Annotated in this window: 13 protein-coding genes; 3 read left to right on the forward strand and 10 right to left on the reverse strand. The window is 74.0% G+C overall.

The features are described from left to right. Positions 1–137: 137 nt before the first annotated feature. From infB to rimP, 4 genes are all read right to left on the reverse strand, one after another. Positions 138–3,299 carry a translation initiation factor IF-2 gene (gene infB, locus ABT263_RS05880; RefSeq protein WP_329487713.1) on the reverse strand — a complete coding sequence of 1,054 codons (3,162 nt, stop codon included), beginning with the start codon at positions 3,297–3,299 and terminating at the stop codon, positions 138–140. Positions 3,300–3,548: 249 nt separating this feature from the next. Beyond that, positions 3,549–3,797: a YlxR family protein gene (locus ABT263_RS05885; protein WP_329487714.1), complete on the reverse strand. Its 249-nt coding sequence runs from the start codon at positions 3,795–3,797 to the stop codon at positions 3,549–3,551. 139 nt (positions 3,798–3,936) lie between these two features. Continuing rightward, positions 3,937–4,950, reverse strand: coding sequence for a transcription termination factor NusA (gene nusA, locus ABT263_RS05890; protein ID WP_329487715.1), 1,014 nt, complete (start codon positions 4,948–4,950; stop codon positions 3,937–3,939). A gap of 57 nt (positions 4,951–5,007) precedes the next feature. Next, a complete protein-coding gene (gene rimP, locus ABT263_RS05895) occupies positions 5,008–5,574 on the reverse strand; it encodes a ribosome maturation factor RimP (RefSeq protein ID WP_329487716.1) in 567 nt (188 codons plus the stop codon). A gap of 1,019 nt (positions 5,575–6,593) precedes the next feature. Here rimP and ABT263_RS38880 point away from each other — a divergent pair. Together ABT263_RS38880 and ABT263_RS05905 are read left to right on the forward strand one after the other, a co-directional pair. After that, positions 6,594–7,043 carry a ferritin-like domain-containing protein gene (locus ABT263_RS38880; protein ID WP_502885763.1) on the forward strand — a complete coding sequence of 150 codons (450 nt, stop codon included), beginning with the start codon at positions 6,594–6,596 and terminating at the stop codon, positions 7,041–7,043. A 130-nt stretch (positions 7,044–7,173) separates the two neighbouring features. Beyond that, positions 7,174–8,091 (forward strand): aminoglycoside phosphotransferase family protein, encoded by a 918-nt coding sequence (locus ABT263_RS05905; protein ID WP_352288013.1) that lies wholly within the window; start codon positions 7,174–7,176, stop codon positions 8,089–8,091. Here ABT263_RS05905 and ABT263_RS05910 read toward each other — a convergent pair. The 5 genes from ABT263_RS05910 to dxr form a co-directional block, all read right to left on the reverse strand. Next, entirely contained in the window at positions 8,064–8,639 is a 576-nt protein-coding gene (locus ABT263_RS05910) for a GNAT family N-acetyltransferase (protein ID WP_352288016.1), read from the reverse strand. The two genes, ABT263_RS05905 and ABT263_RS05910, sit on opposite strands and share 28 nt — an antisense overlap. Positions 8,640–8,694: 55 nt before the next feature. After that, the gene (locus tag ABT263_RS05915; protein ID WP_329492101.1) at positions 8,695–9,570 is read right to left on the reverse strand and encodes a GNAT family N-acetyltransferase; all 876 of its coding nucleotides are present in this window, start codon (positions 9,568–9,570) and stop codon (positions 8,695–8,697) included. A gap of 137 nt (positions 9,571–9,707) precedes the next feature. Continuing rightward, positions 9,708–10,868, reverse strand: coding sequence for a flavodoxin-dependent (E)-4-hydroxy-3-methylbut-2-enyl-diphosphate synthase (gene ispG / locus ABT263_RS05920; RefSeq protein ID WP_329487719.1), 1,161 nt, complete (start codon positions 10,866–10,868; stop codon positions 9,708–9,710). A gap of 140 nt (positions 10,869–11,008) precedes the next feature. Next, entirely contained in the window at positions 11,009–12,313 is a 1,305-nt protein-coding gene (locus ABT263_RS05925) for a M50 family metallopeptidase (RefSeq protein WP_352288018.1), read from the reverse strand. Between the two features lie 54 nt (positions 12,314–12,367). Further along, the gene (dxr, locus tag ABT263_RS05930) at positions 12,368–13,612 is read right to left on the reverse strand and encodes a 1-deoxy-D-xylulose-5-phosphate reductoisomerase (protein WP_352288020.1); all 1,245 of its coding nucleotides are present in this window, start codon (positions 13,610–13,612) and stop codon (positions 12,368–12,370) included. A 68-nt stretch (positions 13,613–13,680) separates the two neighbouring features. Between dxr and ABT263_RS05935 the strand changes: the two genes are divergently transcribed. Next, entirely contained in the window at positions 13,681–14,346 is a 666-nt protein-coding gene (locus ABT263_RS05935) for an SDR family oxidoreductase (protein ID WP_352288021.1), read from the forward strand. A 130-nt stretch (positions 14,347–14,476) separates the two neighbouring features. Here the strand turns inward: ABT263_RS05935 and ABT263_RS05940 are convergent, their stop codons facing one another. Continuing rightward, a complete protein-coding gene (locus ABT263_RS05940) occupies positions 14,477–15,919 on the reverse strand; it encodes an aldehyde dehydrogenase family protein (RefSeq protein ID WP_352288023.1) in 1,443 nt (480 codons plus the stop codon). Between the last annotated feature and the right edge of the window lie 226 nt (positions 15,920–16,145).

The raw sequence follows: 16,145 nt of genomic DNA on the forward strand, positions 1-16,145 counted from the left end.
GCCGACCTGGAGGCCTCGGGGGCAGCCCTGGACCGGGCTGCTTCTCGTCATCGCTGACTACCCCAGGACCCTACACAGCGAGACCGGGGCCGGTCGACGGGAATACCACCCGTCGACCGGCCCCGGACACCACCCGCTTACGCGCGCGGCTTCTCGCGCATCTCGTAGGTCTCGACGATGTCCTCGACCTTGATGTCGTTGAACGACCCCAGGGTCACACCGGCCTCGAAGCCCTCGCGGACCTCGGTCGCGTCGTCCTTGAAGCGACGCAGACCCTCGATGGTGAGGCTCTCCGCCACGACCTTGCCGTCGCGGATGAGGCGGGCCTTGGCGTTGCGGCGCAGCAGGCCCTCGCGGACGATGACACCCGCGATGTTGCCGAACTTGGAGGAACGGAACACCTCGCGGATCTCCGCGGAGCCGAGGCGCACCTCCTCGTACTCGGGCTTGAGCATGCCCTTGAGGGCGTTCTCGATCTCCTCGATCGCCTGGTAGATGACCGAGTAGTACCGGACGTCCACGCCTTCCTTGTCGGCCGCGGCGCGCGCACGGCCTTCGGCGCGCACGTTGAAGCCGATGATGATGGCGTCCGAACCCATCGCCAGGTTGACGTCGGACTCGGTGATCGCACCCACACCGCGGTGCAGGATGCGGAGCTCGACCTCCTCGCCCACGTCCAGCTTGACGAGGGCGTCCTCGAGGGCCTCGACCGAACCGGAGACGTCACCCTTGATGATGAGGTTGAGCTGCTCGATCTCGCCCGCGGCGATGGCCTTGTCGAGGTCCTCCAGGGACACCCGGACCCGGCGCTGCGCGAACGCGGCGTTGCGGTCGCGGGCCGAGCGCTTCTCGGCGATCTGGCGCGCGGTGCGGTCCTCGTCGACGACGATGAAGCTGTCGCCGGCGCGGGGCACCGAGGTCAGACCGAGGAGCAGCACCGGGCGGGACGGGCCGGCCTCGGCGAGGCTGTTGCCGTTCTCGTCCAGCATCGCGCGGACGCGGCCGTAGGCGTCGCCGACCACGATCGAGTCGCCGACGCGGAGGGTACCGCGCTGCACGAGCACGGTCGCCATGGCGCCGCGGCCCTTGTCGAGGTGGGCCTCGATGGCGATACCCTGCGCGTCTTGCTCGGGGTTGGCCCGCAGGTCCAGCGAGGCGTCCGCGGTCAGGACCACGGCCTCCAGCAGCTGGTCGATGTTGAGGCCCTGGCGCGCGGAGATGTCGACGAACATGGTGTCGCCGCCGTACTCCTCGGCCACCAGACCGAACTCGGTCAGCTGACCGCGGACCTTGGTCGGGTCGGCGCCCTCGACGTCGATCTTGTTGACCGCGACCACGATCGGCACACCCGCGGCCTTGGCGTGGTTCAGCGCCTCGACCGTCTGCGGCATGACACCGTCGTTGGCCGCGACCACCAGGATCGCGATGTCGGTGGACTTGGCACCACGGGCACGCATGGCGGAGAACGCCTCGTGACCCGGGGTGTCCAGGAAGGTGATCGGGCGCTCTTCGCCGTTCACGATCGTGGCCACCTGGTAGGCACCGATGTGCTGGGTGATGCCACCCGCCTCGCCGGCCACCACGTTCGACTTGCGGATGGCGTCCAGCAGTCGGGTCTTACCGTGGTCGACGTGGCCCATGACGGTGACGACCGGCGGGCGCGGGGCCAGCTGGTCCTCGTCGCCCTCGTTGGCACCGAAGTCGATGTCGAACGACTCCAGCAGCTCGCGGTCCTCGTCGTCGCGGCTGACGATCTCCAGGATGAAACCCATCTCGCCGGCCAGCAGCTCGAGGGTCGCGTCGGAGACCGACTGGGTCGCGGTGACCATCTCACCGAGGTTGAACATCACGGAGACGAGCGCGGCCGGGTTGGCGTTGATCTTCTCCGCGAAGTCCATCAGCGAGGCGCCGCTGGACAGGCGAACGGTCTGGCCGTTGCCGCGGGGCAGCATCACACCGCCGACGGACGGGGCCTGCATGGCCTCGTACTCCTGGCGCTTCGCCCGCTTCGACTTGCGACCACGGGCCGGACGGCCACCGGGGCCACGGCCGAAGGCACCCTGCGTGCCACCACGGGCACCCGGGCCGCCGGGACGGCCGCCGAAGCCACCGGGACGCGGACCGAAGCCGCCGCCGCCACCGGGGGCACCGCCACCGGGACGGGGGCCGCCGAAGCCACCGGTCGGGCGCGAGCCCGGACCGGCCGGACGACCGGCGAAGCCCGGACGGGCGCCACCGGCGCCACCCGGACCACCGGGACGGCCGCCGGGGCCACCGGGGCCACGGCCGCCGGGGCCCGGACGCGGGCCCGGGGCCGGACGCTGCGGCATCATGCCGGGGTTCGGACGCGGCATGCCGGACGGGCTCGGGCCACCGGGACGCGGACCGGCCGGACGGGGCATGCCGTCGGGACGCGGGGCGCCACCGGGGCGCGGCGCGCCACCGGCGCCGGGGGCACCGGCGGGACGCGGACGGTCGCCACCGGGACGCGGACGGTCACCGGCACCGGGAGCGCCGGCGGGACGCGGACGGTCGCCACCGGGACGCGGACGGTCACCGGCACCGGGGGCGCCGGCGGGACGCGGACGGTCGCCACCGGGACGCGGACGGTCACCGGCGCCAGGGGCACCGGCGGCCGGACGGGCACCGGGCGCGGCCGGACGGCGGTCGCCGGGGCGGGCCATTCCGGTCGCGCTGCCCGAGGTGAACGGGTTGTTGCCCGGGCGCGGGCCGGCCGGGCGCGGGCCCGGACGGGCACCACTGCCGGCGGCGGGGCCGGCCGGGCGCTGGGCCTGCGCGGCCGGGCGCTGCGCCTGGGTCTCCTCGGCCGGGGCCGGGGAGGAGAACTCGGCCGCCGGAGCAGCCGGGGCCGCGGGCGCGGCGGCGGGGCGAGCCGCCGGGCGCGGGCCCGGGGTCGGCGCGCCGGCCGGGCGCGGAGCGGCCGGGGCGGCCTGGGCGGGTGCGGCCGGGGCGGCGGGCGCCGCGGCAGCGGGGGTGGGACGGGGTCCCGGGGTCGCGGCAGGGCGCGGACCCGGGGTCGGGGCACCCGGCCTGGGTGCGGCCGCACCGGCGGCGGAACCGCCGGCGGGCTGGGGCGCCGCGGGCTTCCGCGGGCCAGGCTTGGCAGCGCCACCGGTGGGGGCGACTCCCAGCGCGTCAGTCAACTTGCGTACGACCGGCGCCTCGATGGTCGAGGACGCCGAACGGACGAACTCACCCAGCTCGGTCAGCTTGGCCATCACGGCCTTGCTCTCCAAACCAAGTTCCTTGGCGAGTTCGTAAACCCGGACCTTAGCCACTTCACTCCTGATCTATGAGTCCGGGGTGTCTCGTCCGCCGGACCGTCGCTACTTCATGGGCGTACCCATCGCGTACTCATCGCGTACTCATCGAGTGCTCATCGCAATCTCGACCTACTTCCACATCGCGAGGTACCTGACTGGTGGCACGGCGTGCGGCTGCCCGCGCACTGTGCTTGGTGCGGTGGTTCTCCGCCGCGTGGAGCGGCGGCCGTAACGGGGAGGTGCCCGCCAGAGGCCTGAGGAAGCTCAGGGCGCCGGGGTGTCGCCTGCCCGCTCCCCGATGTACTCGCGGAGCCGCTCGGTGTCGAGTGTGCCCTGGAGCCGGAAGGCCCGGGGGAACGCCCGACGGCGGACCGCGAGGTCGAGGCAGGCCGGATCGGGGTGCAGGTGCGCGCCCCGGCCCGGCAGCGCGCCACGCGGATCGGGGACGCAAACGCCCTCGACCGCCGTGACACGCAACAGCTGGTGCTTGGCCGCACGCTTGCGGCAGCCCACGCAGGTGCGTTCCGGGCGTGCTCGGACGTGCGTCCGGCCAGACGAAGGCAAGTCTACCCCTCCGAAGGGACATGGCGCCGCCCCGCCGATCCGGGGTGGAACGGCGGGGGGCGGTGGAACGGTGGTGCCCGGGGCGCGACTACTCGGCCGAGGACTCCCGGCCGCCGTCGTCGGACTGCCCCTCGGTGTCCGGGCGGATGTCGATCCGCCAGCCGGTCAGGCGGGCGGCCAGGCGGGCGTTCTGGCCCTCCTTGCCGATCGCCAGCGACAGCTGGTAGTCCGGCACGATCACCCGGGCGGAGCGCTGCTGGAGGTCCACGATCTCGACGCTCGTCACCCGTGCGGGGGACAGCGCCGCGGCGACCATCTCGCGCGGGTCCTCGGACCAGTCGACGATGTCGATCTTCTCGCCGTGCAGCTCGCCCATCACCGCGCGCACCCGGCTGCCCATCGGGCCGATGCAGGCGCCCTTGGCGTTCAGCCCGGACCGGCGCGACCACACCGCGATCTTGGTGCGGTGACCGGCCTCACGGGCGATCGCGGCGATCTCGACGCTGCCGTCGGCGATCTCCGGCACCTCCAGGGCGAAGAGCTTCTTCACCAGGCTGGGGTGGGTGCGCGAGAGCGTCACCGACGCGCCGCGCACGCCGCGGCGCACGGCCACCACGTAGCACTTGAGACGGGTGCCGTGCCGGTAGTCCTCGCCCGGGACCTGCTCCTGCGGCGGCAGGATGGCCTCCAGCTTGCCGATGTCCACCAGCACGTTCTTCGGGTCGTTGCCCTGCTGGACGACACCGGTGACGATGTCGCCCTCCTTGCCCGCGTACTCGCCGAAGGTCTGGTCGTCGGCGGCGTCGCGCAGGCGCTGCATCATCACCTGGATGCCGATGCTGGACGCGATCCGGCCGAAGCCGCTCGGGGTGTCGTCGAACTCCTTCGGCTCGACGCCCTCGTCCAGCTCGGCCGGGTCCTCGGTCGCCCAGACCGTCACGTGGCCGGACTTGCGGTCCAGCTCGACCCGCGCGCGGCGGCGCGAGCCCTCGGTGCGGTGGTACGCGGTGAGGAGGGCCGACTCGATGGACTCGACCAGCAGGTCGAAGGGGATGTTCTTCTCGTTGACCAGCGTGCGCAGGGCACTCATGTCGATGTCCACGGCTACGCCTCCTCGTCTTTCGTCACGTTCGTCATGGTGCGGTCGGTGGGCAGGTCGTCACTGCGCACCGTCGTCCCCCTCCTCGGCGCCGTCGTCCGCCGAGTCGTCGTCCACGAAGTCCTGGGCCTGGTCGAGGAGCTCGTCGTCCTTGCGGTTGAACTCCACCTGGACGCGCGCCCGGGACACCTCGGTGTACTCCAGGCGGCGCTCCTTGGGCCGGCCGCGGCCCTTCACCGGCTGCACCTCGACCAGCGCGCCGTCCTCGTCCGCCTCCAGCACCCGGGCGACGATCTCCCCGCCGTCGACCAGGTGGATCGCGGCCAGCCGGCCCTCGGCCCGGCGCCAGTGGCGGGGCTCGACCAGCGGGCGCTCCGCGCCCGGCGAGCCGACCTCCAGCACGTACGCGCCGGTGCCCATCACGTCGGAGGTGTCCAGGGCCTCGCCGACCACCCGGCTGAACTCCGCGATGGCGTCCAGATCCACGCCGCCGTCGGCGTCCACGTCGATCTGCACCTGGCGGCGGCTGCCGGCCTGGGTGACCTTGACGTCCTCCAGGTCCAGGCCCGCCTGGGCGGCCAACGGCTCCAGCAACGCACGCAGCCGGTCGATGTGGGTGGTGCTCATCCGGGTGGACTCCTCGGCCGCGTCTGCTGTTGTCAGAGGGCGCACCGCGCCGTCCGGCGCCGGACGGGCGCAGGCCGGGTCGCGGCAGCTCGGCCCAAATCCTATCCGGTGAAGTCGCCAACCACCGATTCCGGACCACGTGCGGGCGCCCGGGCGCCACCCACTGCGAGCAAGGTCACACCGGTGGGGCGTGGTCCGGGGCCTGGGAATCCGGGGCCGGACCCGTGAGGATTCTGTAATCATTCACGCCAACGAGGGCACGCAGGCCGTCCTCCCGCACACGCCCCGGAGTGACCCCGATGCAGCCGCCCAGCCGACGGACCCTGCTGGCCCTCGGACTGTTCCTCGCCACCGGCGGCGCCCTCGCCGCCTGCACCGCCTCCCCCGACGAGGGCGTCGGGGGCGGGGGCGAGCACCGGCGGCCCGACCCGGACGAGCCGGTCCGGCTGCGCGCCGTCGACGCCACCGACGCGCTGCTGGCCGGGTACGACGCCCTGCTGGCCGGGCCCGGGGCCGGGCAGGCCGGGCAGCTCCAGCCGCTGCGGGCCGAGGTGCTCCAGCACCGGGCCGCCCTGGCCGCCGGGCTGCCGGGCCCCGCCGCCTCCCCGTCGCCGTCCGCCTCCCTGTCGCCGTCCCTGTCGCCGTCCGCCGGCGGGTCCGGGTCCCCCTCGGGATCCCCCGGATCGCCGCCCGCCACCGCCCCGGCCCCGACGGTGACGACCGTCGCGGCCCTCGCCGCGCTGGAGCGGCAGACCGCGCAGACCCGGCTCGCCGACCTCGGCGCCGCCTCGCCCGGGCTGGCCCGGCTGCTCGCCTCGGTCTCCGCGGCCGGGGTGCTGCACGCCGTCGCCCTGGGCGACCCCGCTCCGGCCGCCGCTCCGCTGCCCGGGCCCACCGACCCGCCCGGCGGGCCCGCCACGCCGTCCGGCACCGCCCCGGCCACCCCGGACGCCTCCCCCGCCGCCTCCGGCGGCACGGCGGGCCCCGCCCCGGAGGCGCTCACCGCCCTCCAGGGCGCGCTGGCCGCCGAGCACGCCGCGATCTACGGCTACGGCGTGGTCGGCGCCCGGCTCCCGGAGGACCAGCAGCGCACCGACGCGCGGACCGCCCTGGCCGCCCACCAGGCCCGGCGGGACGCCTGGCAACGGCTGCTCGGCGGCGCCGGGGCCACCCCGGGCGCGGCGGCGGCCGGCTACCAGCTGCCCTTCGCCGTCACCGACGCGGCCGGCGCCGGCCGGCTGGCCGCGCACCTCGAAAGCCGGCTCACCGCGGTCTACGCCGACCTGGTCGCCGCCGTCGCCGCCCCACAGCGCGGCAGTGCCGCGGACGCGCTCCGCGACTGCGCGCTGCGCGCCCGCCGCTGGGGCGCCGCCCCGGCCGCGTTCCCCGGCCTGCCCGACCCCGCCGGCACGCCCGCCACGACGGGCCCCGCCACCGCCGGCCCCGACCCCGCCGGCCCGGCCGCCTGACCCCCGGCACCGCCCTGACCTGCGAACGCGCCGCCACCGCTGCCACCCCGGATCGCTGACCTGCGGTTTCACCGCCATGGCCGACAATGGACGGGTAGCACCACGGGGGAAGCACAACCGGAAGGCCGGCATGTCGGGAGCACCAGGGCAGATCACCGTCCCCGCATGGCTGGCGCGCAGCGTCGGCGCGGACGAGGAGGGCCGGCACTGGCTCACGGGCCTGCCGGCCCGGGTCGGCGCCGGGCTGGCACGCTGGGACCTCACCCTGGAGCGGGTGGCCGACCCGGGCGGCAGTCTGAGCCTGATCGCCTACGTGCACCGCGACGACCTGAGCCCCGCCGTCCTCAAGACCGGGCTGGTCACCCCGGAGACCGACCGGGAGCACGCCGCCCTCGCCCAGTGGGCCGGCCGCGGCGCCGTCCTGCTGCTGGCCGCCGACCCCGCCGAGGGATCGCTGCTGCTGGAGCGGCTGCACGGCGACATCCCGCTGCGCTCGCTGGCCGAGCCGAAGGCGATGCTGGAGGCGACCAGCCTGCTCCACCGGCTCTGGGTGGAGCCGCCCGGCGACCACGGCTTCGCCACCCTCGCCGACCGGACGGCCACCACCGCCGCCGGACTGCGCCGGCGCGGCGCGCTGCCGGGCGCCGCCGAGGCCGCCCCGCTGGTCACCGAGGCGCTGGCGGCCGCCGAGGGCCTCTGCGCCTCGGCCGACGAGGAGGTGCTGCTGCACGGCGACTTCCACCACGGCAACGTGCTCGCCGCCGACCGCGCGCCCTGGCTGGCGATCGACCCCCGGCCGCTGGTCGGCGAACGCGCCTACGACCTGGCCCGGCTGGCCCTGGACCGGGCGGACACCCTGGTCGGCTCCCCGGGCGTCCCCGCCGCCGTCCGCCGCCGGCTGCACCAGCTCGCGGACGCCCTGGACGTGGACCGGGACCGGCTGCGCGGCTGGACGCTGTTCCGGGCGGCCGACCTCGGCCTGCGCGCCCTGGCCGCGGGCCGCCGGGAGGACGCCGAGCTCTACCTGGAGTTCGCCGGCGCGCTCTGAGCCGGTCCGGTCCCCCGCAGCGGCAGCTCCGCGCCCATCACCGCGTACAGGCGCTCGGTGTTGGGGAAGTGCACCGCCCGCGCGAGGTCCCGGTAGCCGAGCGAGCGGTAGAGCCGGCGGGCGGGCGTCTCGGCGTCGATCGCGGAGAGGATGGTGCGCGACAGCCCGGAGCGCGCGCAGAGGGTCCTGATCAGGGTGGAGCCGATGCCCTGCCCCTGGAACTCGGGCAGCACGTGCAGTTCGGTGATCGCGAAGACCTCGTCCAGCCAGGCGCCGTGGCCGCCGGCCTCCAGATAGGGCTGGATCACGGTGCTCCACCAGTGCTCCCGGCGGTTCGGCATGCCGTAGCCGAAGCCGATCAGCCGGCCGCCGCTGAGCGCGCCCAGCGCGATCACCCCGGGCTGCTGGGCGTGCCGCCCGACGATGTGCAGCCGGACCAGGACCTCCTCGGGGGTCAGCCCGAACGCCACCGCCTGGACGTCGAGCGCCTGCGGAGCCCATGCCGCAAGGTCGATGGCCTCGATCGTCACCCCGGTCAGCTGATCCATGCCCCGGACGTTACTACCCGTCCGGCCCCCCACGCGGGCGGAGGCGGCAAGGAGCTCAGAACAGCACGCTCATGAACGCCCCGACCTCGCGGAAGCCGACCCGGCGGTAGGCGGCGCGGGCCCGCAGGTTGTAGTCGTTCACGTAGAGCGAGACCACCGGGGCGACCTCGCGCAGGGCGATGTCCAGGACGGCGGCCATGCCGGTCTCGGAGAGGCCGCGGCCGCGGTGGGCCGGGTCGACCCAGACGCCCTGGATCTGGCAGGCGCCCTCGGTGACGGCCCCCACCTCGGCCTTGAAGACGACCTGGCCGTCCTCCGTGAAGCGCGCGAACGAACGCCCGGTGGAGATCAGTTCGGCGACCCGGGCCTGGTAGAGCAGCCCGCCGTCACCGGCCAGCGGGGAGACCCCGACCTCCTCGGTGAACATCGCCACGCAGGCCGGCATCAGCGTCTCGATCTCGCTCCGCCGCACCCGCCGTACCAGCGGGTCGGGCGCGATCTCGGCGGACGGCACGGCCGTGGCGAGCAGCGGCTGGTGGGCGCGGACCTCGCGGGCCGGTCCCCAACTGCGTTCCAGCAGGGCCCAGAGGGCGGCGGTGGCCTCGGCCGGGCCGACGATCGAGGAGCAGCGGCGGCCCTGGCGGCGGGCCCGTTCGGCGAAGGCCTGCACGGCCTGCGGGCCGGCGTCCACGAGGACCAGGTTCGCGCCGGCGTAGCAGAGCGCGTCCAGCTCGCCGCGCTCGTCGTACCAGCCCCACATCTCGCCGCCGAGGCGCCAGGGGTCCAGCCCGACGGCCTCCACCCTGGTCGCGACGAAGGCGTTGGCGACCGGATCGCGCCGGAGCACCGCCAGGGTGTCCGCGAGGTCGGAGGCCTCCAGGACGCGCGTGGTCGCCAGGGCGCGGACGGCCTGGAACGAGCTGGGGAGCATCACACCTCGATCGAGCATCGAGACAGCACCTCACTGAGACGACTCTGGCCGCACCCTACTCCGTGGCCCCACCCGGCTACGGCCGCGGGGCCGTCCGCGCACGGACGGCCCCGCTTCCGGAAACTACTGCCCGCCGGTCACTCCGCGGCGGTCACGGTCGGCGCACCGGACTCGACGCCCTCGGCCTGCATCTGCTCGGCCAGCTTGAGGGCCTCCTCGATCAGGGTCTCCACGATCTTGGACTCGGGGACGGTCTTGATGACCTCGCCCTTGACGAAGATCTGGCCCTTGCCGTTGCCGGAGGCGACCCCGAGGTCGGCCTCGCGGGCCTCGCCCGGACCGTTGACGACGCAGCCCATGACCGCGACGCGCAGCGGCACCTCCATGCCCTCCAGGCCGGCGGTGACCTCCTCGGCGAGCTTGTAGACGTCGACCTGGGCGCGGCCGCAGGACGGGCAGGAGACGATCTCCAGACCGCGCTGGCGCAGGCCGAGCGACTCCAGGATCTGGTTGCCGACCTTGATCTCCTCGGCCGGCGGGGCCGACAGCGAGACCCGGATGGTGTCGCCGATGCCCTCGGCGAGCAGCGCGCCGAAGGCGACCGCGGACTTGATGGTGCCCTGGAAGGCGGGACCGGCCTCGGTGACCCCGAGGTGCAGCGGGTAGTCGCAGGCCGCGGCGAGCTGGCGGTAGGCGTTGATCATCACGACCGGGTCGTTGTGCTTGACCGAGATCTTGATGTCGCGGAAGTCGTGCTCCTCGAAGAGCGAGCACTCCCAGAGCGCGGACTCGACCAGCGCCTCGGGGGTGGCCCGGCCGTACTTCTCCAGCAGGCGCTTGTCGAGCGAGCCGGCGTTGACGCCGATCCGGATCGGGACGCCGGCGCCCTTGGCGGCCTTGGCGATCTCGCCGACCTTGTCGTCGAAGGCCTTGATGTTGCCCGGGTTGACGCGGACCGCGGCGCAGCCGGCGTCGATCGCGGCGAACACGTACTTCGGCTGGAAGTGGATGTCCGCGATGACCGGGATGCCCGACTTCTTCGCGATGATCGGCAGGGCGTCGGCGTCGTCCTGGGACGGTACGGCGACCCGCACGATCTGGCAGCCCGAGGCCGTCAGCTCGGCGATCTGCTGCAGCGTGGCGTTGATGTCGGAGGTCACCGTGGTGGTCATCGACTGCACCGAGACGGGGGCGTCGCCGCCGACCGGCACGTTGCCGACCATGATCTGCCGGGAGACTCGGCGCTTGGCGAGCGGCTTGAGCGGCAGGGACGGAATACCGAGCGAGATCGCGGTCATGTGCGCAGGGTTCCCCGGGGTTGAGGTGTGGTCGGTCCGGCCGTTCGACGGCCTGGGCCGGGCGCGCCGATGAAACGCGCGCCCGGCCCCCAACGGTACGGCACGGTGGTGGCCCCGGGCACACCAGCCGTACCGGGCGACTAGCTGATCTTGACCGGGTTGACCAGGTCGGCGACCAGGACGAGCAGGGTGAACCCGATGAAGACGCTGGCCACGACGTAGGCCAGCGGCATGAGCCGGGCGACGTCGAACGGACCGGGGTCGGGCCGCTTGAACAGGCTTGCGAATCGGCGGCGCACCGACTCCCACAGGGCGCCGGCGATGTGGCCGCCGTCCAGCGGGAGCAGCGGCAGCATGTTGAACAGGAAGAGCGACAGGTTGATGCCGGCCAGCAGGTTCACGAAGTACGCGATCCGCTGGGTGCCCGGGATGTCGAGCGAGAAGACCTCGCCGCTGACCCGGGCGGCGCCGACCATGCCGATCGGCGAGTCGACGTCGCGCGGGGCGCCGTCCACCACCGAGTTCCACAGCCCCGGGACCTTGCCCGGCAGGGCCACCAGCGACTTCACACCGCTCTCGGCCATGTCGTACATCCGGTCGAGGGATTGCCCGACGCCGAGCCGGACGACACCGCTGGTCGGGGTGAAGCCGAGGAAGCCCGCCTGCACCGTCTCGCCCTTGACCGGCATCCCGTTGCCGTCGTACTTCTGGACGTCGTTGACGGCGATGGTCGGGGTGAGGGTGAGCTGCTGCCCCTCGCGCTCGACCACCACCGGCACGGTCTTCCCGGCCGAACGGCGGATGTCCGCCTGGAGCTGGTCGTAGTCGCCGATCCGGTCGCCGTCGAAGGAGACCACCTTGTCGCCCGGCCGCAGCCCGGCCTGGGCGGCGGGGGTCTTCGGCGCGTCGGCCGGGCAGCTGTCGGTCGGCTGGCCGGCCTTGACCACGCATTGCGCGACGGTGCCGATGGTCGGCACCGTCATCGAGACGCCGAAGCCCATCATCACGGTCAGGAAGAGCCCGAAGGCCAGGACCAGGTTCATGAACGGCCCGGCGAACATGACGATGACGCGCTTCCACGGCTTGCGGGTGTAGAAGAGCCGGCTGTCGTCACCCTCCTGGAGCTCCTCGTACGAGGCCTCCCGGGCGTCCTCGATCATGGTCCGCCAGGGCGAACTGCTGCGCTTGGTGATCCGCCCGTCCGCACCGGGCGGAAACATCCCGATCATCCGGATGTACCCGCCCAGCGGGATCGCCTTGACGCCGTACTCGGTCTCGCCCTTCTTCCGGGACCAGACCGTCGGACCGAACCCGACCATGTACTGCGGCACCCTGATGCCGAACAGCTTGGCCGTGGAGAGGTGGCCGAGCTCGTGCCAGGCGATCGAGATCAGCAACCCGATCGCGAAGACCAGGATGCCGACCACCGTCAAAACCGTTGCCACCGCAGGCCCTCCGTCATTGCTCTCCGCTCGTCGTCCGGTCGTCCGCCGGAGCCGTCAGCCCGACGCCAGCTCGCGGGCCCGGGCGCGGGCCCAGTCCTCCGCGTGCAGGACGTCCTCGACGGTCAGAGAAGTTCCCGCCGCGGCCCGCCCGCTGTCGTACTGTCCGTGCTCGGCCACGACCTTGGCAACAGTGTCCACGATTCCCGTGAAGGCGAGGCGGCCCTTCAGGAAGGCCTCCACGCACTCCTCGTTCGCCGCGTTGAACACCGCCGGCGCCGTCCCGCCGAGCGATCCCACCTCGCGGGCCAGCCGGACCGCCGGGAAGGCCTCGTCGTCGAGCGGGAAGAACTCCCAGGTGGCGGCCTTCGTCCAGTCGCAGGCGGGCGCCGCGTCCGGGATCCGGTCCGGCCAGCCCATCCCCAGCGCGATCGGCATCCGCATGTCCGGCGGGCTGGCCTGCGCCAGCGTGGAGCCGTCCGTGAACTCCACCATCGAGTGGACCACCGACTGCGGATGGACCACCACCTCGATCCGGTCGAAGGGCACGTCGTACAGCAGGTGCGCCTCGATCACCTCCAGGCCCTTGTTGACCAGGGTGGCCGAATTGATCGTCACCACCGGCCCCATCGCCCAGGTCGGGTGCGCCAGCGCCTCCTGCGGCGTCACCCCCGCCAGCTGCTCGCGGGTCCGGCTGCGAAACGGGCCGCCACTCGCCGTGACCACCAGCTTGCGCACCTCGGCGCGGGTGCCGCCGGCCAGCGCCTGGAACAGCGCGGCGTGCTCGGAGTCCACCGGCACGATCTGCCCGGGCTTCGCCACCGCCTTCACCAGCGGACCGCCGACGATCAGCGACTCCTTGTTCGCCAGCACCAGCACCCGGCCCGCCCGCAGCGCCGCCAGCGTCGGGCGCAGGCCGATCGACCCGGTGATGCCGTTCAGCACCGAGTGGCACTCCATCGCGGCCAGCTCGGTGGCCGCGTCCGGGCCCGCCAGCACGGCGGGCAGCGGACGCCCCGCCGCCTTCGCGGCCAGCGCCTCGCGCAGCGCGGGCTCGGCCGCCGGGTCGGCGACCGCCACGGTGTGCACGCCCAGCTCCAGGGCCTGCGCGGCCAGCAACTCCACCCGCCCGCCGGCCGCCGACAGGGCGACCACGCGGAACCGGTCCGGATTGCGGCGCACCACGTCGATGGCCTGGGTGCCGATCGAACCGGTCGAGCCGAGGATCACCAGCTCCCGGGGAGCGGAGGGGTCCTTCACCACGGGGGTGAAGCGCAGCTGCGGGTGGGCGAGCGAAGTCATGCGCCCATTGTGTCCTGCCGGCCGGGTTCCACAGGACGCCGGGACGCGTCCCCGCTACCGTCGGAGCCATGCGTACCGTCATCGCCGGAGGCCACGGACAGATCGCGCTCAAGCTCGAACGTCTGCTCGCCGAGCGCGGCGACCGCCCCGCCGGCCTCATCCGCCGCCCCGAACAGGCCGGGGACCTGGCCGCCGCCGGAGCCGAGCCGCTGCTGCTCGACCTGGAGAGCGCCACCGCCCCCGAACTCGCCCGGCTGCTGGCGGGCGCCGACGCCGTGGTCTTCGCCGCCGGCGCCGGCCCCGGCAGCGGCGCCGACCGCAAGAACACCGTCGACCGCGACGGCGCCGTCCTGCTCGCCGACGCCGCCGAACTCGCCGGGGTCCGGCGCTACCTGATCATCTCCTCGATGGGCGCCGACGCCCAGGCGCACTACCCGGCCGACCCGGTCTTCGAGACCTACCTGCGGGCCAAGGGCGCCGCCGACGACGCCGTGCGCGCCCGCACCGCGCTCGACTGGACGGTGCTGCGCCCCGGCCGGCTCACCGACGGCGCGGGCACCGGCCTGGTCCGGCTCGCTCCCTCGGTCGAACGCGGCGCGGTGGACCGCGCCGACGTGGCGGCGGTGCTGGCCGAGCTGCTGCACGAGGCGGGCACCGCCGGGCAGACGCTGGAGCTGGTCGCCGGCAACGCCTCCGTGGCGGAGGCCGTCGCGGCCGCGGCCGGCCGGGTCTGAACCTCCCCCGGACACGCCGAGGGGCCCGGTACCGCCGCGCTGCGGCGGTACCGGGCCCCTCGGGCCGTTCGGGCCGTTCGGGCCGTTCGGGCCCCTCAGCGTGCCGGGAGCCCTTCGGGATCGTTCGGGATCAGAGGTCGAGGCCGGTGAGGACCAGGACCTTCTCCACGGTGTAGTCGTCCATCGCGTACTTGACGCCCTCGCGGCCGACGCCGGAGTCCTTGACCCCGCCGTACGGCATCTGGTCGGCGCGGTAGGACGGCGCGTCGCCGATGATCACACCGCCGACCTCCAGCTCCCGATGGGCGCGGAAGGCGGTCTGCAGGTCACGGGTGAAGACACCGACCTGCAGGCCGAAGGCGGAGTCGTTGACGGCGGCGAAGGCCTCGTCGGTGCCGTCCACCCGGTGCAGCGACAGCACCGGGCCGAACACCTCGGCCTTGGCCAGGATCGCGTCGGCGGGCAGCTCGGCGAGCACGGTCGGGGCGAAGGTCGCGCCCTCACGGGTACCGCCGGTGAGCACCTTGGCGCCCTTGGCCACGGCATCGTCCACCCAGGACTCCACCCGCTTCGCGGCGTTCTCGTCGACCAGCGGGCCGACGTCGGTGGCGTCGTCGTTGGGGTCGCCGGTGACCTGCGCCTCGACCTTGGCCACCACCTTCTCCACCAGCGCGTCGTACACCGACGCGTCGGCGATCACCCGCTGCACCGAGATGCAGGACTGGCCGCCCTGGTAGTTGGCGAACATCGCGATCCGGGTGGCGGCCCAGTCGAGGTCGGCCTCGGAGGACCAGTCGGCGAGCACCACGGCCGCGGCGTTGCCGCCGAGCTCCAGGGTGGTGTGCTTGCGCGGCACCGAGTCCATGATCTGGTAGCCGACCTTGTCCGAACCGGTGAAGGAGATCACCGGCAGACGCGGGTCCTGCACCAGCGCGGGCATCCGGTCGTTCGGCACCGGCAGGACGCTCCAGGAGCCGGCCGGCAGGTCCGTCTCGGCCAGGATCTCGCCCAGCACCATCGCGGAGAGCGGGGTGGCCGGAGCCGGCTTGAGGATGATCGGGGCGCCGACCGCGATCGCCGGGGCGACCTTGTGGGCGACCAGGTTCAGCGGGAAGTTGAACGGGGCGATGCCCAGCACCACGCCGCGCGGGAACCGGCGCACCACCGCGAAACGGCCCACGCCGCCCGGGTCGGTGTCCAGCCGCATGGTCTCGCCGTTGGTCCGGCGGGACTCCTCGGCGGCCCAGCGGAAGACGGAGACGGCACGGCCGACCTCGCCGCGCGCCCACTTGATCGGCTTGCCGTTCTCGGCGGTGATCAGCTGGGCGATCTCCTCGGTGCGCTCGGCCAGGCGCTTGGCCACGTGGTCCAGCGCGGCGGCACGGACGTGCGCGGGGGTCGCGGCGAACACCGGCAGCGCGGCCACGGCGGCGTCCAGCGCCTCCTCGACCTGGGCCTCGGTGGGGACGCTGACCTTGCCGACCAGGCGGCCGTCCCAGCTGTTGTGCACCTCGAAGTCGGCGTCGCCGCTCGCCCGGCGGCCGGCCAGCCAGAAATCGTACGTGGTGGTCACCGTGGTACCGGCCCTCTCCTCGTCGTCCTCACGGCCCCACGGACGTGGAACCAGAACCGAGGGTAGGGGCGGCGGCGCGCCGACCGGGTTGGCCACGTAGTAGCGTTCGCCTCCGCGCTCACTCCATCCCGTCCAGCGGACGGGCCGGGTTCCGGTGCTCCGCCGCCCGGGTGGGCGGGCGAACGTCACCCACCGGTCGGCTGCTCCGCCACTGCTCCGCTGCTCG

The organism is Kitasatospora sp. NPDC001603, assembly GCF_040298365.1.
GTDB lineage: Bacteria > Actinomycetota > Actinomycetes > Streptomycetales > Streptomycetaceae > Kitasatospora.

What these genes read in the sequence shown, in the direction of transcription:
- ABT263_RS05910 (WP_352288016.1), bottom strand. Translation starts at nt 8,639, where the DNA reads ATGGATCAGCTGACCGGGGTGACGATCGAGGCCATCGACCTTGCGGCA.
- rimP (WP_329487716.1), bottom strand. Translation starts at nt 5,574, where the DNA reads ATGAGCACCACCCACATCGACCGGCTGCGTGCGTTGCTGGAGCCGTTG.
- ABT263_RS05935 (WP_352288021.1), top strand. Translation starts at nt 13,681, where the DNA reads ATGCGTACCGTCATCGCCGGAGGCCACGGACAGATCGCGCTCAAGCTC.
- ABT263_RS05915 (WP_329492101.1), bottom strand. Translation starts at nt 9,570, where the DNA reads ATGCTCCCCAGCTCGTTCCAGGCCGTCCGCGCCCTGGCGACCACGCGC.
- ispG (WP_329487719.1), bottom strand. Translation starts at nt 10,868, where the DNA reads ATGACCGCGATCTCGCTCGGTATTCCGTCCCTGCCGCTCAAGCCGCTC.
- ABT263_RS05905 (WP_352288013.1), top strand. Translation starts at nt 7,174, where the DNA reads ATGTCGGGAGCACCAGGGCAGATCACCGTCCCCGCATGGCTGGCGCGC.
- dxr (WP_352288020.1), bottom strand. Translation starts at nt 13,612, where the DNA reads ATGACTTCGCTCGCCCACCCGCAGCTGCGCTTCACCCCCGTGGTGAAG.